The organism is Bacillus sp. RHFS10 (genome assembly GCF_016757475.1).
GTDB classification, from domain to species: Bacteria; Bacillota; Bacilli; order Bacillales; family Bacillaceae; genus Bacillus; species Bacillus subtilis_G.
The window spans coordinates 210,586-229,371 of record NZ_JAESPO010000005.1 but is presented as its reverse complement, the minus strand read 5'-3'; the positions used below and the strand labels follow the sequence as shown (position 1 = coordinate 229,371).

Here is an 18,786-nt window from a genome sequence, read left to right as displayed (position 1 = left end):
TGTAACAGTGTTAATTTCGTTATCCTTTTGGCAGCGAATTCATATGCCGCTTGAGCTTTTCAGTAAACCCCGGTGATAAATACATCTCCGCTCCCCGTTCAATTTCCATCTGATAGTGCTGAGGCGGAGCGGTTTCCGCTTCTTTTTGGAGGACGAGAAAGGTTAAGCAATCTGTGTAGCGCCTTCCGCCAGCTTCAACGTCTACAAATGCAGGCCGATACGTAAGAGATGCAACGCCCTCCCTTTTATATAGGTAGGTGAGAGCAGAAAAAGGGATGCGATATAAAACGCCTTCTGTTGTTCCTCCGTCTTCCATCATATCCGCTCTTGAGCCGTCTTCCCTTTTTAGCGTGAAGCGGGTTGTGTACCCTTTTAAAACAGCTCCTCCCACTGGATCTTGAAAATAGTGATCGACTCCCGCCTTTTGAAAGCGGGCATTGTCCATGCAGGACCCATAGGCAAAATAATAAACAGGATTTTGCGATTTGCTGATCATCTGATGTGCTTTCCAGTCACCGCTGCTTATTTTCGGAAAGCCGGCACACACGTCCTTGTTCATAAAATAAACAAGCGCTTTTTTGATTCCGGCATCCGTTTCTACAAGCGCCGTTTGTTTTTCATAGCCTTGATAAAATTGATCGAGCTTATGTATACACCATTCATCTGCTTCATATAACTCGCCGCATATATAACCTTCATCTTCAAAAACAGCTGCGGGCCCCTCATTTGCAGCAAACAGACATCCCTGCGTTCTGGCCTGCTCATTAATACATGCCGATTGTGCAAGCAGATGATGATTCTTTTCATGTTTTCTCAATGTCCCGTATACAAAGAGAAGCGAGTTCATCTTATTTTCCCCCTCTCAGCTGTCTGATTTGAAAGGCAAAACAACTTGAAAGACACTGCCTTTTCCAGCTTCACTTTCGATTTTCAATTCTCCGTCGTGTTCCTTCAGGATTCTTAAACAAATGGCAAGTCCAAGTCCGGTGCCCTTTTCCTTTGTTGAATAAAAAGGTTTGCCAATCTGCTTAAGCTTTTCCTGCGGCATGCCGTTTCCTTCATCTTTGACGCTTATCAGGGCGTGAGAGGCTGTCTTAGCAGTCGAAATGGTAACGACACCGCCTTTTGGCATTGCCTCAATCCCATTTTTAATGATATTGATAAAGACCTGCTTCAGCTGATTCTCATCCCCGTTAATGATACAGCTATCTGTCTCTTCGAAATTTTTTTCTATGACGATATTGGACAGAATAGCATTGGTATCAAGCAATGTCGTGACTTGTGTCAGGATCTCATTGAGCTGATGCATTTTAAATGTGACCGCCTGCGGTTTTGCAAGCAGCAACAGCTCGCCGAGCACCAAATCGATTCTTTTAATCTCTGAAAAGATGATGTCAAAATAGCCCTTTCTGTCGGGATATTGTGTTTTCATAATCTGAAGGAAACCGCTGACAGAGGTTAAAGGGTTTCTGACTTCATGTGCAATACCGGCGGCAAGTTCACTTGTGATTGACAGTTTCTGTGATTCTCTCGCCAGCCGTTCATTAATCTCAATGAGCTCATCTTCAGCCTCTTTCCGCTCAGTGATATCTGACATTGTTCCCAAGCTGCCTGTAAATTGGTCATCCCGATCGTAATAAAGTTTATAATGAACTTCTCCCCAAAAAATCGTGCCGTTCTTTGTCACGTATTTTGCAGTAAACATACCAGAAGACGCTTGGTTTTGGATTTGGGTGTTGATGTGGTCGGCTACGTGTTTTTCTTTTATGAAGTAATCATTATACATCGTTCCCATACATTCATTGATTGAAAAGCCGGTTATGGATGACCACGCTTTGTTTAAATATGTAATTTCGCCTTTTGCATTCGTTTGAAATACGATTTCCTGCAAATTATCCATGATGCGGTTTTTTTCTTCAGAAAGCTGTTTATACTTCCATTCATTATCCTTCATTGTCTTAACCAGCTGCTGTTTCTCATCAATATAATAAGCCAGCATCCAGACACTTGCTAACGTGACTGCAGTATACACAATATCAACAGGCCAATTAATCGGATTTTTGCCTATAAAATAAAATAAATAATCCCAAAACATAATAAAAATCATTGCCAAGATGATGGAAATGATACGTGCTTGATATTTTCTCATATGACCACCTGCCGCTTGTGTTTCTCTATTTATTGTACCATTCTTCGACAAATAATTGAGTAAAATATGTAAAGTATCCCAAATCATTCATCACCTGAGGCAAAAAAGGCGGAGATTGTATCTCTCCGCCTTTTTCAACATCATATTATTCTTTTAGAGCGGCTTGAATTTCTTCGAGAAGCAGCTGTGCACCCTCAGGGCTTAACGTAATTTTACCGTTGCCGTATTCAGTATTTTCTGAAGTAATTTCTCCGGTCATTAAACAAACGCCATGAGGTTTATACTTTTTCAAGATAATTTTATCTCCGTCAACAAAAAACTCAATGCTGTCTTTTATAGCAATATCCAGTGCCCGTCTTAATTCTATCGGCATGACAATGCGCCCTAATTCATCTACTTTTCTCACAACACCTATTGATTTCATAAAAAACCCTTCTTCCTTTAAATGTTTCTTTTCTCATGTAATGTTTAAGGATGCACCTCAATATATCGTAGACGTATGAAACTAAGAAAAAGTTTCCCGATTTCTATAAGAATCGCAAGATATTTTTACCATAAAACCGAAAAATGTATTACTTCTGTTACACAGTTCCGTGATTTTTTACAAAAACATTTCTTTCCCGACGAACACCCCCAAAAATCGCTTCATTTCTTAGAAACTTTAAATGTAGAATCATATAAAATCAGGATAGAGATTGGGTGAATAACATGTTTCAATCAACTGAAATCGGGATTGACTTAGGAACAGCTAATATACTTGTTTACAGCAAAAATAAAGGGATTATTTTAAATGAACCATCTGTTGTCGCAGTGGATACAACGACTAAAGCAGTGCTTGCAATCGGGGCTGACGCGAAAAACATGATCGGCAAAACGCCGGGAAAAATTGTCGCTGTCAGACCAATGAAAGATGGCGTTATCGCAGACTATGATATGACAACCGATTTGCTAAAGCACATTATGAAAAAAGCCGGAAAAAGCATCGGCATGTCGTTCAGAAAACCGAACGTAGTCGTTTGCACACCGTCAGGCTCAACAGCAGTAGAACGCCGCGCCATCAGTGATGCGGTGAAAAATTGCGGCGCGAAAAACGTCCATTTAATTGAAGAGCCAGTAGCGGCCGCCATCGGAGCGGATTTGCCTGTCGATGAGCCGGTTGCCAATGTGGTGGTAGATATCGGCGGAGGGACGACAGAAGTCGCTATCATCTCCTTCGGCGGCGTTGTTTCCTGCCACTCTATCAGAATCGGCGGAGACCAGCTTGATGAAGATATCGTTTCCTTCGTCCGGAAAAAATACAATTTGCTGATTGGCGAACGGACAGCTGAGCAGGTAAAAATGGAAATTGGACATGCACTGATTGAGCATGTGCCGGAAGCAATGGAAATTCGGGGACGCGACCTCGTAACAGGCCTTCCAAAAACCATTATGCTTCAATCTAATGAAATTCAAGACGCAATGCGTGAATCTCTCCTCCATATTCTTGAAGCCATCAGAGCTACACTTGAGGACTGCCCGCCTGAATTGAGCGGAGATATTGTTGACCGCGGCGTTATTTTAACAGGCGGCGGCGCGCTTCTTAACGGGATTAAAGAATGGCTCACAGAAGAGATTGTAGTGCCTGTACACGTGGCGCAAAATCCGCTTGAATCTGTGGCAATCGGCACAGGCCGTTCTTTAGAAGTGATCGATAAGCTTCAAAAGGCGATTAAATAGTATTTCCCTTCAAAAAATCTCACACGCAGCAAATTTCTTGCTTCTTTTTTCCTCACTCCCTTCATATTGTGGGAAATGGAGAAACGTTAAGGAGGAAACAGATGCTAAGAGATTTAGGAAGAAGAGTAGCGATCGCAGCCATTTTAAGCGGAATCATTCTTGGAGGCATGAGCATTTCTTTGGCCAACATGCCCCATTCACCTGGAGGCGGCACCGTAAAACTGAATCATCCGTAATATCGAAAGACCCAAGACATGTTGTTTTGGGTTTTTCACTTTAGCCTCCTTTCTTTCCTTTATAGGATCATATTTGATATGATGAGAAAAAAGCTCGAGGAGGAATGATTCATGGATTCATTTTCACAGAAATTAAATACATATGCGCAGCTGGCGGTAGAGGTCGGCGTAAACGTCCAAAAAGGCCAGTATGTAGTCGTAAATGCTTCAACAGACGTACGGGATTTTGTCCGCTTAATTGTGAAACATGCATATGAAAAAGGTGCCAAAAATGTCACGGTGAATTGGCAGGACGACGAAGTCGCCAAATTAAAATATGAACTCGCGCCTTTTGAAGCATTTGAAGAATACCCTGAATGGGAAGCAAAAGGCAGAGAAGAGCTTGCTAAAAAAGGAGCCGCTTTCATCTCTGTTGTGTCGTCAAACCCAGACTTACTAAAAGGTGCAGATTCCAAACGGATCGCTGCATTCCAAAAAGCAGCAGGCAAGGCATTACATACATACAGACAATATATTCAATCGGACAAAGTCAGCTGGACTGTCGTAGGTGCGGCATCAGCGGGCTGGGCCCAAAAAGTCTTTCCTGGCAAATCAGAGGAGGAAGCGACTCAGCTTCTGTGGGAAGAAATTTTTAAAGCGACGCGCGTAAACGAAGACAATCCGGTTCAAGCGTGGATCAAGCATGATCAAAATCTTCATGAAAAAGTTGACCATTTGAACGAGAGACATTACACTGCTTTACACTATCTAGCAGAAGGAACTGATTTAACCATTAAGCTGCCTAGAAAGCATGTTTGGGCTGGTGCGGGAAGCGTGAGTGAAAGCGGCCATGAGTTTATGGCCAATATGCCGACAGAAGAAGTATTCACGCTGCCGCAAAAAGATGGGGTCGACGGAGTCGTATCGAGCACAAAACCGCTAAGCTACGGCGGAAATATTATTGAAAACTTCACCCTCACATTTGAAAATGGCCGTATAGTCGACATTAAAGCCGAAAAAGGAGAGGAGATTTTAAAAGAACTAGTGGAAACAGATGAGGGTTCTCACTATTTAGGTGAAGTGGCACTTGTTCCTTACGATTCGCCTATATCACAATCAAATATTCTTTTCTATAACACATTGTTTGATGAAAACGCGTCAAACCATTTGGCGATCGGCAGCGCCTACGCCTTTAACATTGAAGGCGGAAAGCAGATGTCTCGTGAGGAACTTGTCAAAGAAGGCTTAAATGAAAGCATTACACACGTGGACTTTATGATTGGTTCTCCGGATATGAATATTGACGGCATTACGGCAGACGGAAAAAGAGAGCCTATCTTCAGAAATGGGAATTGGGCTTTTTAAATAAACAAAAGGAGGCTTTTCGCCTCCTTTTTATTTTTCTGCTTCATACATTTGCAGATTGGCATACACCGTTTCTAATATGGGTGCTGCAAGAGATAAACGCTTTGCTTTTTCAAGTAAAAAGCCATGCAGGTGGTTACCTTCAGTCGTTTGTCCGTTTTCCATATCCCGAAGCATAGAGGATTTCATATGGTAAGACATGCTTGTCATCGTTCGGAAGCTCTCTTCCTCAAGATCCGGATCAGCCGGAACACCCTCTTTTCGCAAAATAGCGCCAATTTCTCCAATAAGGGCTTGGGCCGTGTGACGTCCGCCTTCTGTTTCGAGGATTGGGCCAAGCGGTCTTTGAAATAACGTTGTGATCCCTGCTTGCGCCGAAATAAACAGATACTTTTTCCAAATGTCCTTCTCGATATGCCCGCTGATGATGACGTCTGCTTTCACGCCTGAAAATGCCTCTTCAATCACTGTTATTCGTTCCGTACGCTCACCGTTCCATTCTCCGAATACAAAACGATGTGATGCGCTCGTATGATGAATTTCCCCCTTGTTGTCTAAGGCACTTTCTATAAAACACAAACCGCCCAGCACCTGTTCTTTTGAAAGTGCCGTAAACAGCTGCTCATAATGGCGGTACCCGTTTAAAAAAGGTATAATGACAGATTCCCGATTGATAAACGGTTTGACATCATCTATTACTTGCTCAAGTGAATAGGCTTTAGAAGCAATGATAACGACGTCAAACTGCCCTGTTTCTCCAGCACTGATTAATGCGGGCTGAAATGATATATCCCCTTTTTCACTATGGATGACAAGCCCGGTTTCTTTAAGCTGCTCAGCTCTTTTTTGGCGTACGAGAAATGTCACATCATTGCCTTTCTCTGCAAGCCGTCCGCCAATATACCCGCCTACTCCTCCTGCTCCGACAACCAAAAATTTCATGTTGTATCTCCTTTCAACTCTATGTATCAAAAAAAGCAGAGGAATCTCTGCTTTTTTGATTACGCGTAAAGTTCAGCCAGTTTTTTCTGCACATCAGCATTTGCAAGGAACTCATCATAACTCATTTGCTTATCGACGATGCCGTTAGGTGTAATTTCGATAATTCTGTTGGCAATAGTCTGTACAAACTGATGGTCATGGGATGTAAACAGCATAGCCCCTTTAAAGCTGATTAAACCGTTATTGAGCGCTGTAATGGATTCTAAGTCTAAATGGTTGGTCGGCTCATCCAAAATTAAAATATTGGCGCCGGAAAGCATCGCTTTAGACAGCATACAGCGAACCTTTTCTCCCCCAGATAGTACGTTTGATTTTTTGTGGACTTCTTCTCCTGAGAACAGCATCCGTCCTAAGAAACCGCGTAAAAAGCTCTCACTTTGGTCATGAGGAGAATATTGGCGAAGCCAGTCTACAAGATTTAGATCACTGCCTTCGAAATATTCGCTGTTGTCTTTTGGAAAATACGCTTGAGATGTCGTTACGCCCCATTTAAACGTTCCGCTGTCAGCTTCCATTTCCCCGGAAATGATTTTAAACAGCGTGGTAACAGCCAGTTCGTTGCGGCCAGTGAAAGCAATTTTATCTTCTCTATTCATAATAAAGCTGACATTGTCAAGCACCTTTACGCCATCGATTGTTTTCGTTAAGCCCTCCACCTGAAGAACATCATTTCCGATTTCCCGTTCTGGTGTAAAGTTAACGTAAGGATAGCGGCGGGAAGACGGTTTAATATCATCGAGCGTAATTTTTTCGAGAAGTTTCTTTCTTGATGTTGCCTGCTTAGATTTAGACGCGTTGGCGCTGAATCTAGCGACAAACTCTTGAAGCTGTTTAATTTGCTCTTCTTTTTTCTTGTTCGCTTCTTGAGAAAGCTTTAACGCCAGCTGGCTCGATTCATACCAGAAATCATAGTTTCCGACATAGATTTGGATCTTATTAAAATCAAGGTCAGCAATGTGCGTACACACTTTATTTAAGAAGTGACGGTCATGGGATACCACAATAACTGTGTTTTCAAAGTTAATCAGAAACTCTTCCAGCCACTGAATGGCCTGAAGGTCCAAGTGGTTCGTCGGCTCATCAAGCAGCAGAACATCCGGCTTTCCGAATAATGCCTGTGCCAAGAGAACTTTTACTTTCTCTGAACCGCCAAGGTCTTCCATCTTCTTCGTATGAAGATCTTCTGAGATACCAAGGCCTTTTAAAAGAATCGCAGCTTCACTTTCGGCTTCCCATCCGTTCAGCTCTGCAAATTCACCTTCGAGCTCTGCCGCACGAATTCCATCCTCATCTGAGAAATCAGGCTTCATGTAAATGGCGTCTTTCTCCTGCATGACTTCATACAGGCGTTTGTGGCCCATAATGACCACTTTCAGCACTTCATACTCTTCGTACTCAAAATGGTTCTGCTTCAAGATGGCAAGACGCTCTCCAGGACTCATATGGACATCGCCTGTCTGAGGATCGATTTCGCCAGATAGCACTTTCAGAAACGTTGATTTACCGGCACCATTTGCACCAATTAACCCATAGCAGTTGCCTGGGGTAAATTTAATATTGACATCTTCAAATAACTTGCGATCCGCAAACCGCAAGCTTACATTATTTACAGCAATCATTTATTATCCTCCATCATGTCTATCATCAATAAAAGTATACCATGAATGCTGGGCAAGAGAAATGATTCCCTGATAAATCGGAGAGAAAACACTTATACACTCAATGCTGCCAGCTATGTTACAATAAAGCAGAGAGGATACATCCAGCCGGGAAAATTACACACTCTCATGGAGGAACACGTTGAAGCTTTTAACACTTACTGAATACTGCTTATTGATCTTTTTTACGGGCTTTTACCTTGCCGTAACAGGCTTTACCGCTAAAGATATCGGCTTATATATTGGCATAGCCCTCATTTACATATTTTCACATATTTTTTCTAAACGACTTTTAGAAAAGCGTGGCAAAGAAAACAAACAGGTTCATCTTTTCTTCAGCGTGCTGGCCATTATCGGTTCAGTGTTTATCACGGTATTATGCATTGCATTAGTCGCTTCTTTTTCAAATTAAAAAACGCCTGCTGTCCCAAGGCCAGCAAGGCGTTTTTATTTTGTTTGACGCATTTCGTTAAACGGGAAAAAGACAAACTTCGATGTGCCGACAATCCGGTCTTCGGCAATCAGTCCGAGCCCGTTTCGGCTGTCCATTGAATTCAGCCGGTTATCTCCCATGACAAAATATTTGCCTTTGGGAACCTTAACCGGTCCAAAATCGCCAGTCAGACTCACACCAAGTTTTTCTGCTTCTTTTTTGTTTTTAGACAAGTAAGGCTCAGCTGCTTTTTTTCCGTTTATATAAAGCGTGTCATCCTTCATTTGAACGGTTTCTCCAGGCTTTCCGATCAATCTTTTTACGTAATGGATTTTCGACGTCTCACCGTTGATAATAACGATATCTCCGCGCTCCAGCTCGCCGATATAGTTGACTGTTTTATTCACAAACAGCCTTTCGCCGTCATGTAATGTGGGATCCATAGATGAACCTTCGACTAAATAAGGTTCAAACAAAAAGTGACGGATCAAGAGAGCCAGCAGGACAGCGATGACAATCGCTTTTCCCCATTCCAAATACGTATTGGTTTTTTTCTTCGCCGTTTTTTCAGTTTTCGTGTTTTTTTCCTCGGTCAAAGTGTTTCCTCCTAGACGGTTGCTGTGTCAGTTGTTTCCCTTCTTTTACTTTATCATAAATGATAATAAAATACATAACTTAACCGCGCTCCCGCCAGCAGGATAAAGAAAAAGCGCCCTTTCGAATGAAGGACGCTTTTTTCTTATTTCTCTGTAACAGGTTTTTTAAGAATACCGAGGATAATTGCCATCACGACAGCACCGATCACGATACTTAATAGGTAAAGCAGCGGATGGTTTGTAATGAAGGCTACGAATACTCCTCCGTGAGGTGCCGGAAGCGTTACACGGAAGAATTCAGTTAATCCTCCGGCAACAGCTGCACCAGCGACAGCAGCTGGAATCACGCGAAGCGGATCAGCCGCAGCAAACGGGATCGCTCCCTCTGTTACGAAAGCAGCCCCCATGAAGTAGCATGTAATACCAGCTTCACGGTCACGCTGAGTGAATTTATTTCTGAAAATGGTTGTTGCAAGTGCGATACCAAGCGGCGGAACCATACCGCCGGCCATGATCGCTGCGTGAGGCGCATAGTTGCCTGCATCGATCATCGCGATACCGAACGTAAAGGCTGCTTTATTAAGCGGACCGCCCATATCAATCGCCATCATACCGCCCAAAATAATACCCATTAATACAAGGTTGCCAGTCCCAAGGCTTTCAAGCCAATTTGTTAAGAAATCCATAAATGCCGCTACCGGTGTATTGACCACGAAACGCATGATAATACCAGTTAAGAAAATACCAAACAGCGGATAGATTAACACTGGTTTCAGTCCGTCAAGTGACTGAGGAATAAAGACGAATGCTTTTTTCAAAAGAACAACGATATAACCAGCCAGGAATCCGGCAATTAGTCCGCCTAAGAATCCAGCATTTGCTTGAGTTGCCATAAATCCGCCGATCATACCAGGCGCAAAACCAGGACGGTCTGCAATACTCATTGCAATGAAACCGGCAAGAACTGCCACAATTAATCCTAATGCATTGTCACCGCCGATAAACTTAAGAGCGGCAGCGAACGTGTTGTAAGTAGGATCATCCGGATTGGAAGAATTAATCCCCCAGAAGAATGAAATCGCAACGAGGATACCACCGCCGACTACGAACGGAAGCATGTTGCTGACACCGCTCATCAGATGCTTATAAAACATGCTTCCGATGCTGCCGCCAGACTTGCCTCTCGCTTCATCTTCATCGTTTGAAGCTGAAGAACCGCCGCCGCTGCCTTGGTAAACCGGCGCGTCTTGATTTTTCGCTTTTTCGATAAGCTCTTGCGGGCGTCTGATACCAGCTGTAACAGGTACTTGAAGCACGCGCTTACCTTTAAATCGTTCCATTTCAACCTGCTTGTCCGCTGCGACAATGATGGCAGGTGCATCTTCAATTTCTTGGGCAGTCAGCTTGTGCTTAATACCGCTTGAACCATTTGTTTCGACCTTAATTTCCACACCAAGCTCTTTCGCTTTTTCTTTAAGGGCATCCGCAGCCATGAATGTGTGTGCAATACCTGTCGGACATGCAGTAACCGCTAGGATTTTCCCTTTTCCGGCAGGTGCAGGTGCCGCTTCTTCTTCTTCCTCTTCGTCATCATCTTTATCGTGCTGATTAATAATGTCGATAATAGCATCTTCTGACTCAGCTTCAAGGAGCTGCTTGCGAATTTCTTCACGCATTAACAGTGTTGAAAGTCTTGACAATGCTTCAAGGTGAGTGTTGTTTGCGCCTTCAGTCGCCGCTATCATGAACACCAAGTGAGCCGGCTGGCCGTCTAATGATTCATAATCGACACCGTCTTTTGAACGCCCGAACGCGATCGCCGGGTTGATAACGCTTGCTGTTTTCGCATGCGGGATAGCGATTCCTTCACCAATTCCCGTCGAGCTTTGGCTCTCGCGATTTAAAATGGCTTCTTTGTAGGCTTGTCGGTCATTTAATTTTCCAGCTTTATCAAGAACAGTGACCATTTCGTCAATAACATTTTCTTTTTCTTTGCTCTCAATATTAAGCTTTATTGTATGCTTTGTTAAAAGCTCAGTTATTTTCACTTTTGTTTCCTCCTCTATAGACGTGTGACCTTAACTTCAGGAAGAAGCTGCTGGACAAATTCTTCTGTTCCAAGTTCTTCAGAGAACGCGGTAGCACTGCCTGATGTAACACCTAAACGGAATGCTTCTTCAAGCGGCAGCTGTTTGGAAATACCGGCAAGAAAACCTGCAACGACGGAATCTCCCGCTCCGACTGAGTTGACCAATTTCCCCTTTGGCACGTTTGCAAAATAAACAGCTTCCTTCGTAAATAGAAGCGCTCCGTCTCCGGCCATGGATACGATTACATGTTCAGCCCCTTGTTCTACAAGCTTTTTCCCATAAGGAACAGCTTCTTCAACAGATGTAATTGTTGTGCCGAACATTTCTCCAAGCTCATGATGGTTTGGCTTCATCAAAAACGGTTTCATTTCTGTTGCTTTCATAAGCGCCTCGCCTGAGATATCCAGAACAACTCGCGCGTTCTGCTGTGTGCAGGCCTCTGCGATTTTTTCGTAAGTGTCGTGGGGCAGTGAAGATGGAATGCTTCCTGCAAGGACGACGATATCCCCTTCTTGTAAAGACTGGAACTGTTCTAAAAAGGTTTTGAAATCTTCATCTGAAATTGTCGGTCCCTGACCGTTAATTTCAGTTTCATCACCCGTTTTCAGCTTTACATTGATTCGGGTATCTTCTTTCACTTCAGAAAAGGCTGTTTCCAGATTTTCTTCCCGCAAAAATGTTTTGATATATTCTCCGGTAAATCCGCCGACGAATCCGAGCGCTTTAGACGGTACATGGTGTCTTTTCAGCAGTCTCGATACGTTGATGCCCTTGCCCCCTGGATACTTTGTATCGTATGAGGAACGGTTCAGTCCTCCTACAGTAAAATCTTCAACGTGAACAATATAATCGACAGATGGATTAAGTGTTACAGTGTAAATCATGGTTTCACTACCTTTACGACAGTTTTTTCTTGGTAATTATCGAATGTAAGCTCTTCAGCGCCAGTCGTAATGATTGTTGCGTCGCCTATTCCGGCGAATGCCGAAAATGAAATTTCTCCGAATTTCGAAGGGTCTGCTAAGACATAAGCGTGTTTTGCCTGTTTGACAGCTTTCTGTTTTAAAAGAGCCTCATCAGGGTCCGGCGTTGTGAATCCAGCCTCTGTATGAACACCGTTTGTCCCCAGAAAACTCTTGTCGAATCTGTACTGATCCATGGCAATCAGTGAAGCTCCTCCAATAATCGCGCCCGTTCTGTGCTTTACGTATCCTCCAAGCAGGTAAAAAGAAATTTCTTTCCTTATTAATGCATCGACATGCATCACCCCGTTTGTGACTACGACAATATCTTTGCTTTTATCCATAAAATCAATCATGTGCAAAGTCGTCGTGCCTGCATCAAGGTAAATGCAATCTCCTTCTTCTAAAAGAGAAACTGCTTTTTCAGCAATTTTCAATTTATCGTGAAGGTTTTTGGATGATTTTTCAAGCATATCGGGTTCAAGTCTGATATCGGAAAGCTTGGCTGCTCCCCCATGAACACGCTTTAAAAAACCGCGTTCTTCAAGTGTTGATAAATCTCTTCTGATAGTTGATTCAGAAGCGTTTGTAAGATTTATAAGCTCTTGAATTTTTACCACATCATGCTTTTCGATTTGATCAATAATCAATTGATGCCGTTCAGGAGTTAGCATGCTTCACCTCCTAATGAAAACGTATTCATTTTGAATACAATTTCATTGTAAACGCTTTTTTCAATTTAGGCAACTAGAATCATTCAAATTCATTCAATAACTATCAAAATCTTTCACGTTTATCCATATTAACGTATGTCTATAGGGTTTGTAAACTGTAAATTCGACAAAAATAAGGACAATTGTACGACATTTTCTTCTTATTTTAATGAAAAAAGTCTTTTATATTCATAGTAGAAAAACTAAACATAAAAAAACCTCATGCATGTTGCATGAGGCTACTCGTAACGCAGCGCTTCAATCGGATCAAGCTTTGCGGCTTTATTTGCGGGAAGCATGCCAAAAATAACGCCAATGAGCATACTGAACAGCACGCCCCCGCCTACAACCTGCCAGGATATGAGTGACGGCCAGCCCGCAATGGCAGAAACAAGAGAGGCCCCTCCATATCCGATTCCAATTCCAATCAGTCCTCCGATCAGCGTCAATACGACTGATTCAATTAAAAACTGAGTCAGAATCTGTCCTCTCGTCGCACCGAGTGATTTTCTGATTCCGATTTCCCGCGTCCGTTCTGTAACTGATACGAGCATAATATTCATGACACCGATTCCGCCGACCAAAAGAGAGATACCTGCAATCGAACCGATAATCGTCGTCATAATCGCCGTTACTTTGCCAATTCCGGCCGCTATCTCTTCCATGTTCATCACTTGATATGAATCTTCTGTGCCATGATTGTCATTTACAAGCTGTACCGCTTCTTTTCCAGCTGTTTTTATGTCGTCTGCTGATTCGACTTGCAATGATACGTTACTGAAATCACTTGTGCCAAAAGAAGATTTCATCATATTAAATGGCACATACATTTCACTTAAACCGAAAGAAAGCAAGCCTGTTTCTTTTTTCAGCACGCCGATGATTTCAACAGGCTGTCCGTTGATCCAGACAACTTCTCCGAGAGGGGATGTTTTATCAAACAGTTCTTCAGCCATCTTTTGAGAGATCACTCCGGCTCTTTTCCCCGCAAAAAAATCATGATCGGTAAAGGTTTTGCCGTTTTCGATTTTTAAAGAATTGACATTCATGTATCCATCGTTTATTCCGTTAATGGTGACATCAGTTTCTTCCTCATGATAACGCGCTGTCATACTTTCAGAAGTCGAGGCAACGACTTGTTTGATGCCCTCTATCTCTTTTAAACCTTTTATATCATTTTCTGTAAAAGTAGATTCGGCTAAGGCGTTCGGATTGCTTGCAAGCTCCTCATCGCTTGGCATATAGTACAGCTCCACAGTATTTCCCGGGCCGCTGATCGACTGTTTCAGCATTTGCTCGCCGCCCTGTCCTACCGCAACCACGACGATGACAGAGCCTACACCAATGATAATGCCGAGCATCGTTAAGATCGAACGCATTTTATGGGCAAGGACTGAGCTTAAAGCCATTCTGATGTTCTCTAACAGGCTCATTCTCCCACGCTCCTTTGTCCGGAGCTGGCAGGAACAATGTTTCCGTCACGCACCATGACGATTCGATTCGTGCAATCTGCGACTTCCGGCTCGTGAGTAACAAGAACGATAGTTGTTCCCTCGGCATTTAATGCTGTAAATTGCTCCATAATCGCCGCGCTTGTTTTCGTATCCAGCGCGCCGGTCGGTTCATCAGCTAAAATCAATTTTGGCTCATTCACGATTGCCCTCGCAATGGCTACCCGCTGCTTCTGCCCGCCCGAGAGCTCGTTGGGCATGTGGAGCATTCGATCGGTTAACCCGACCTTTTTCAACGCTCTCTCAGCCCGCTCTTGACGTTCTTTTTTGCCTATACCGGAATAAATCATCGGCAGCTCGACATTTTTTTTGGCGTTCAGCCGCGGAAGAAGCTGGAATTGCTGAAATACAAAACCGATGGACCGGTTACGGACTGCCGCCAGTTCTTTATCTTTATATGAAGAAATATCTTCGCCGTCCAATTTATACGTACCGGAAGTCGGCCGGTCAAGACAGCCGATAATATTCATGATTGTCGATTTCCCTGAACCTGACGGCCCCATAATCGATACATATTCCCCTTGATGAATGTCCAAATCAATAGAATGGAGAACATCAAACGTTTCCCTGCCGATCTGATAGCTTTTTCTCACATTAGAAAGCTGAATCATTTATGCTTTCACTTCCGTTCCATCGGTCACCTGATCAGAGGGATTCAAAATGACTTGATCCTCTTGAGAAATCCCCTCTTTAATCTCTGTCAGATCATCTGTTACTTCACCGATTTTGACATCAGCTCGTTTTGCTTTTCCGTCTTTTACTGTATACACATAATATTGATCATCTTCTTTTTTGACTGCCTTTGAAGGAAGCGTATTTGCTTTCCGCTTGTCTGTTTCAATATTCATGATAAATTTAAAGCCGGGCTTTCCTTCTGGAAGATCCCCTTTTATTTTCACTTGAAGCGGATATTGAACCGCTTGTTCTGTTCCTTGTACCGCAGCGCTTTCCTGCTGATCCGGAACAAGTCCGACTGCGGAAACTGTGCCTTTCCATGTTTTATCCTGAATAACATCTGAAGTGAGTGTGACCTTCTGGCCTTTTTTGATTTTCAGTGTATCGTATTCAGACAATTTCCCTGAGACGACAAGGTCTTTTGGGTTGCCGATATGTATGACAGGCTCTTGAATATCTGATTTTTTAGATGCCGCTTCTTGGTTGACACTAATAACCGTACCTTCGATTTCGCTTTTCACTTCAAGATCTGACACCCGATTGGCAAGTGACTGCCGCTGGAGCTCGGTTTGTTTTAAATCGATCTCAGTCGTTTTTTTCTGCATTTGAAGCTCCGTACGCTCAGATTCAATTTGTTTTTTTGCTTCTTTCTTTCCAACCTGTTTTGCCAGTTCTTTTTCTTTATGATCTAACGCATTTATCTTTACTTGAATTTGGTCAATTTGAAGCTGGTTGGATTCAGCCGTTAACTGGTTCTGTTCTTTTTCCAGGCTCAGCTGCTCATTTGTATAGGTGACTAAAGGCGTGCCCTTTTTCACTTTGTCGCCTTCCTTCACTTTAATGTCTTCTAATGTCCCTTTATCCGCTTCATAAAAGACATACTGTTCATTTGAAAATTGAAGTGTGCCGGGAACCATAACCGTTGACGAGATTTCTTTTTCTTCAAGGCTTCCCGCCTGTATCTTTTGGCCGGCGCTGCCGCTTGTAGGGGCAGCAGACCGGTATATATTGATTCCAATAAAAAGAGCGACTAAAATGGCGATTCCAATTCCGATCCATACTTTTTTCATGAGTTTATGCACCCGCCGCAGAATTGATTAAACCTGAAAAGAACGAAAATGCAACTAAAATTCCGAAAAGAACAATCACTGAAATCCATCCTGCTTTTTTTGAGATGCCGCCTGTTTTGTGAAGGCCGATTGCTAATAATACATAGCTCCATATGCTAAATATCTCAAAAGTATTTAACACGCTGGCGAGAGCCCCGTCAGACGGAATAATCCCCGCCAATGATGTCATGCTGTAAAGCGAATTCGTGTCAGTCGTAAAAGCAACGATTCCGTTAACCAATAATCCAAGACTGCTAATCAAAGAGACAAACAGACCGAGAGAAAGCATTTTTTTGTATGTCGTAACTCCGCCTGATAGTTTTACACAGAGCCAATAAATAAGAGGGGCAATAAATAACGCTGCGATACCGCCGAAAATCGCGCCTGCCATTCCTCCAAATTTGGTTATTGTGGCGACAGTTTCAATTTGTTCAGCTGTTAATCCTTGAGTGTCACTGCTTTTCATAAGCTCACTATAATCCGTACCGAGAGATTGCAGCACGGCACCGACGATGATAATGGCTGCAACAATAAATAGCGGTCCCCATACAGCCGGTCTTTCTCTTATTCTTTCAAATTGAACGGACGGATTTGTGATCACTCCAAAAAGTGACGGCTTTTCAGTCGCCGTTGCGTTGTTTTTTTCTACATTTGTTTCCATTTCAAAACCTCCTTGAGAATGTCTAACAGATAATACGAGAGTGATAGCGAAAAGTTTCATGTTTTTCTAATAAATTTCCAAAAGCCTTCAATCTATACTGAAGGCTTTTTATATTATTTTATCTCTGTGCTGTATTGCGCTTTTACGAGCCCGGCATAAATGCCCCCTTTAGCAAGCAGTTGCTCATGGTTTCCTTCTTCCATTTTCTTGCCGTGATCAAGCACAATGATGCGGTCGGCATCGCGGATCGTGGATAATCTGTGGGCGATCATCACTGCTGTACGCCCTTTCAGCAGGGTTTTTAAAGCCTGTTGAATTTTCACCTCCGTCTCTGTATCAATACTTGCCGTTGCTTCGTCGAGGATGATAATAGCTGGATCGGCGAGCAATGCTCTTGCAAACGAAATGAGCTGGCGCTGTCCGGCAGACAGTACGCTGCCCCTTTCCTCCACCTCTGTTTCGTACCCTTCTCTTAAACCAGAGATAAACTCATCCGCTCCGACCGCTCGGGCTGCTTTCATCACTTCTTCGTCTGAAGCACCCGGCCGGCCGAAACGAATATTTTCCATGATGGTCCCGGAGAAAATAAATGTATCTTGCAGCACAATGCTGATTTGAGAGCGCAAACCGGCAAGGGAAAGATCCTGAATCGGAATACCGTCTATTTTTATGGTGCCTCCCGCGGCATCATAAAAACGGCTGATTAAATTGGCGATCGTCGTTTTCCCGCTCCCCGTATGCCCGACAAGCGCAAGCGTCGACCCCGCCGGAATAGAGAAGGAAACAGCGCGGAGGGCTTTTCGTTTTTCATCATACGAAAATTCAACCTCTTCGAAGCTGATCTCCCCATTTATTTTTTGCTTATGAATCGCGTCCCGCTTCTCTTTGACATTTGGCTGTTCGTCCAGAAACTCAAAAATGCGCTCAGATGACGCCATCCCCATTAACAGCTGGTTATAGACCTGGCCCAGTCTCGAAATAGGTTCCCAAAACATGCCGAGATAGAAGGCAAAAGAAACGAAGACGCCAATCGTGATGGTTTCATTCATGATGAGTGTGGCGCCATACCAAATCAACACACCCGTTCCAATCGCATTCGTCATTTCTACCAGCGGACGGAACATGGCGTTTTTTCTTGTGGCTTCCTGCCATGATTGATAGTTCTCCTGATTGACGCCGTCAAAATACGCCATGTTTTCTTCTTCCTGCGTAAATGCCTGTGTGACACGGATGCCCTGAATGCTTTCGTTCAAATGAGAGTTCAGCTTTGATTGCTTTAGACGCACCTTTTGCCAGGAGCGGCGTATTTTTTTTCTGAGACTTGTTGAAATAAAAAACATAATCGGCAGTGTCACCATAATGGCTATGGTCAGCTCAGGACTCAGCGTAAACAAAATGATCATAACGCCGGCCAGAAGCAGCAAGTCGGTCAATAAGTTGATGACTCCGCTTGTAAAGAGCTCCTGAAGAGAGTTAATGTCATTCATAATCCTGACCAAAATAGATCCAGCCGACCGCTGATCAAAAAATCGGTGTGATAAGCGCTGCACATGAGTAAACAAATGCTGGCGCAAGTCGTAAATCACATGCTGGCCAAGCTGATTCATCCATCTGATTCTTAACACATTGGCGGCATAATTAAGGACGTATAAACCGCTAATGATGAAAATGAGCTGGATCAGCAGCTCCGAGTTTTTCTCTGCAATGGCTTGATCGAGAACATACACGCCGATCAGAATGGGGATCACAAGCTTCACAGCAGTCCCAATCAAAACGGTGAGAAAAGAAAGCGGCAAAATGGTTTTTCGATATGGTTTGACATAGCCCAGCAGCCGCCACATTTGAGCCCAGTTAAACGGCTTTTCAATGATTTCATCTGAAGAATAATAGAAACGCTCCAAAATTCCTTGTTTTTTTGCTTGTTTCATAAG

18 protein-coding genes are annotated in these 18,786 nt (G+C 43.3%); 4 read left to right on the top strand and 14 right to left on the bottom strand.

From position 1 onward, the window contains the following. Positions 1–19 precede the first annotated feature (19 nt). From JMN17_RS17510 to abhA, 3 genes are all read right to left on the bottom strand, one after another. Entirely contained in the window at positions 20–847 is an 828-nt protein-coding gene (locus tag JMN17_RS17510) for a gamma-glutamylcyclotransferase (protein ID WP_202328624.1), read from the bottom strand. Positions 848–862: 15 nt separating this feature from the next. After that, positions 863–2,149 carry a two-component sensor histidine kinase KinC gene (gene kinC / locus JMN17_RS17505; protein ID WP_087992211.1) on the bottom strand — a complete coding sequence of 429 codons (1,287 nt, stop codon included), beginning with the start codon at positions 2,147–2,149 and terminating at the stop codon, positions 863–865. Between the two features lie 145 nt (positions 2,150–2,294). Then, on the bottom strand, positions 2,295–2,573 hold the full coding sequence (gene abhA, locus JMN17_RS17500) for a transcriptional regulator AbhA (protein WP_087992212.1): 279 nt from the start codon (positions 2,571–2,573) through the stop codon (positions 2,295–2,297). 284 nt (positions 2,574–2,857) lie between these two features. Between abhA and mreBH the strand changes: the two genes are divergently transcribed. From mreBH to JMN17_RS17485, 3 genes are all read left to right on the top strand, one after another. After that, positions 2,858–3,865, top strand: coding sequence for a cell shape-determining protein MreBH (gene mreBH, locus JMN17_RS17495; RefSeq protein WP_087992213.1), 1,008 nt, complete (start codon positions 2,858–2,860; stop codon positions 3,863–3,865). 101 nt (positions 3,866–3,966) lie between these two features. Beyond that, on the top strand, positions 3,967–4,101 hold the full coding sequence (locus JMN17_RS17490; RefSeq protein ID WP_087992214.1) for a protein YkpC: 135 nt from the start codon (positions 3,967–3,969) through the stop codon (positions 4,099–4,101). A 111-nt stretch (positions 4,102–4,212) separates the two neighbouring features. Then, entirely contained in the window at positions 4,213–5,445 is a 1,233-nt protein-coding gene (locus tag JMN17_RS17485; RefSeq protein WP_202328623.1) for an aminopeptidase, read from the top strand. A gap of 30 nt (positions 5,446–5,475) precedes the next feature. Here the strand turns inward: JMN17_RS17485 and JMN17_RS17480 are convergent, their stop codons facing one another. Together JMN17_RS17480 and JMN17_RS17475 are read right to left on the bottom strand one after the other, a co-directional pair. After that, complete coding sequence (locus JMN17_RS17480) at positions 5,476–6,387, bottom strand: ketopantoate reductase family protein (protein WP_087992216.1); 912 nt, start codon at positions 6,385–6,387, stop codon at positions 5,476–5,478. A gap of 59 nt (positions 6,388–6,446) precedes the next feature. Further along, complete coding sequence (locus JMN17_RS17475; RefSeq protein ID WP_087992217.1) at positions 6,447–8,066, bottom strand: ABC-F family ATP-binding cassette domain-containing protein; 1,620 nt, start codon at positions 8,064–8,066, stop codon at positions 6,447–6,449. Between the two features lie 181 nt (positions 8,067–8,247). On the opposite strand from JMN17_RS17475, the gene JMN17_RS17470 reads away from it, so the two are divergent. Further along, the gene (locus JMN17_RS17470) at positions 8,248–8,517 is read left to right on the top strand and encodes a hypothetical protein (RefSeq protein ID WP_087992218.1); all 270 of its coding nucleotides are present in this window, start codon (positions 8,248–8,250) and stop codon (positions 8,515–8,517) included. A 35-nt stretch (positions 8,518–8,552) separates the two neighbouring features. On the opposite strand, the gene sipT is transcribed toward JMN17_RS17470, so the two are convergent. The 9 genes from sipT to JMN17_RS17425 all read right to left on the bottom strand — a co-directional run bounded on the left by sipT (position 8,553) and on the right by JMN17_RS17425 (position 18,783). After that, the gene (gene sipT / locus JMN17_RS17465) at positions 8,553–9,134 is read right to left on the bottom strand and encodes a signal peptidase I sipT (protein WP_087992219.1); all 582 of its coding nucleotides are present in this window, start codon (positions 9,132–9,134) and stop codon (positions 8,553–8,555) included. Between the two features lie 143 nt (positions 9,135–9,277). Then, positions 9,278–11,182, bottom strand: coding sequence for a PTS fructose transporter subunit IIABC (locus tag JMN17_RS17460; RefSeq protein ID WP_087992220.1), 1,905 nt, complete (start codon positions 11,180–11,182; stop codon positions 9,278–9,280). Positions 11,183–11,196: 14 nt separating this feature from the next. Beyond that, complete coding sequence (gene pfkB / locus JMN17_RS17455; protein WP_087992221.1) at positions 11,197–12,108, bottom strand: 1-phosphofructokinase; 912 nt, start codon at positions 12,106–12,108, stop codon at positions 11,197–11,199. Beyond that, a complete protein-coding gene (locus JMN17_RS17450) occupies positions 12,105–12,860 on the bottom strand; it encodes a DeoR/GlpR family DNA-binding transcription regulator (RefSeq protein ID WP_087992222.1) in 756 nt (251 codons plus the stop codon). The genes pfkB and JMN17_RS17450 overlap by 4 nt, the downstream gene beginning before the upstream one ends. A gap of 278 nt (positions 12,861–13,138) precedes the next feature. After that, positions 13,139–14,332 (bottom strand): sporulation-delaying-protein transporter subunit SkiZ, encoded by a 1,194-nt coding sequence (skiZ, locus tag JMN17_RS17445; protein WP_087992223.1) that lies wholly within the window; start codon positions 14,330–14,332, stop codon positions 13,139–13,141. Next, complete coding sequence (gene yknY, locus JMN17_RS17440; RefSeq protein WP_087992224.1) at positions 14,329–15,021, bottom strand: ABC transporter ATP-binding protein YknY; 693 nt, start codon at positions 15,019–15,021, stop codon at positions 14,329–14,331. Before yknY ends, skiZ begins: the two co-directional genes overlap by 4 nt. Further along, positions 15,022–16,155, bottom strand: a complete 1,134-nt coding sequence (locus tag JMN17_RS17435; RefSeq protein WP_202328622.1) for an efflux RND transporter periplasmic adaptor subunit — start codon at positions 16,153–16,155, stop codon at positions 15,022–15,024. A 4-nt stretch (positions 16,156–16,159) separates the two neighbouring features. After that, positions 16,160–16,855 (bottom strand): toxin SDP protection protein YknW, encoded by a 696-nt coding sequence (gene yknW / locus JMN17_RS17430; RefSeq protein WP_087992226.1) that lies wholly within the window; start codon positions 16,853–16,855, stop codon positions 16,160–16,162. Between the two features lie 113 nt (positions 16,856–16,968). Continuing rightward, the gene (locus tag JMN17_RS17425; RefSeq protein WP_202328621.1) at positions 16,969–18,783 is read right to left on the bottom strand and encodes an ABC transporter ATP-binding protein; all 1,815 of its coding nucleotides are present in this window, start codon (positions 18,781–18,783) and stop codon (positions 16,969–16,971) included. Between the last annotated feature and the right edge of the window lie 3 nt (positions 18,784–18,786).

What these genes read in the sequence shown, in the direction of transcription:
- JMN17_RS17480 (WP_087992216.1), bottom strand. Translation starts at nt 6,387, where the DNA reads ATGAAATTTTTGGTTGTCGGAGCAGGAGGAGTAGGCGGGTATATTGGC.
- yknW (WP_087992226.1), bottom strand. Translation starts at nt 16,855, where the DNA reads ATGGAAACAAATGTAGAAAAAAACAACGCAACGGCGACTGAAAAGCCG.
- JMN17_RS17490 (WP_087992214.1), top strand. Translation starts at nt 3,967, where the DNA reads ATGCTAAGAGATTTAGGAAGAAGAGTAGCGATCGCAGCCATTTTAAGC.
- yknY (WP_087992224.1), bottom strand. Translation starts at nt 15,021, where the DNA reads ATGATTCAGCTTTCTAATGTGAGAAAAAGCTATCAGATCGGCAGGGAA.
- JMN17_RS17475 (WP_087992217.1), bottom strand. Translation starts at nt 8,066, where the DNA reads ATGATTGCTGTAAATAATGTAAGCTTGCGGTTTGCGGATCGCAAGTTA.
- kinC (WP_087992211.1), bottom strand. Translation starts at nt 2,149, where the DNA reads ATGAGAAAATATCAAGCACGTATCATTTCCATCATCTTGGCAATGATT.
- skiZ (WP_087992223.1), bottom strand. Translation starts at nt 14,332, where the DNA reads ATGAGCCTGTTAGAGAACATCAGAATGGCTTTAAGCTCAGTCCTTGCC.
- JMN17_RS17485 (WP_202328623.1), top strand. Translation starts at nt 4,213, where the DNA reads ATGGATTCATTTTCACAGAAATTAAATACATATGCGCAGCTGGCGGTA.
- mreBH (WP_087992213.1), top strand. Translation starts at nt 2,858, where the DNA reads ATGTTTCAATCAACTGAAATCGGGATTGACTTAGGAACAGCTAATATA.
- abhA (WP_087992212.1), bottom strand. Translation starts at nt 2,573, where the DNA reads ATGAAATCAATAGGTGTTGTGAGAAAAGTAGATGAATTAGGGCGCATT.
- pfkB (WP_087992221.1), bottom strand. Translation starts at nt 12,108, where the DNA reads ATGATTTACACTGTAACACTTAATCCATCTGTCGATTATATTGTTCAC.
- JMN17_RS17435 (WP_202328622.1), bottom strand. Translation starts at nt 16,155, where the DNA reads ATGAAAAAAGTATGGATCGGAATTGGAATCGCCATTTTAGTCGCTCTT.
- JMN17_RS17425 (WP_202328621.1), bottom strand. Translation starts at nt 18,783, where the DNA reads ATGAAACAAGCAAAAAAACAAGGAATTTTGGAGCGTTTCTATTATTCT.
- JMN17_RS17450 (WP_087992222.1), bottom strand. Translation starts at nt 12,860, where the DNA reads ATGCTAACTCCTGAACGGCATCAATTGATTATTGATCAAATCGAAAAG.
- JMN17_RS17510 (WP_202328624.1), bottom strand. Translation starts at nt 847, where the DNA reads ATGAACTCGCTTCTCTTTGTATACGGGACATTGAGAAAACATGAAAAG.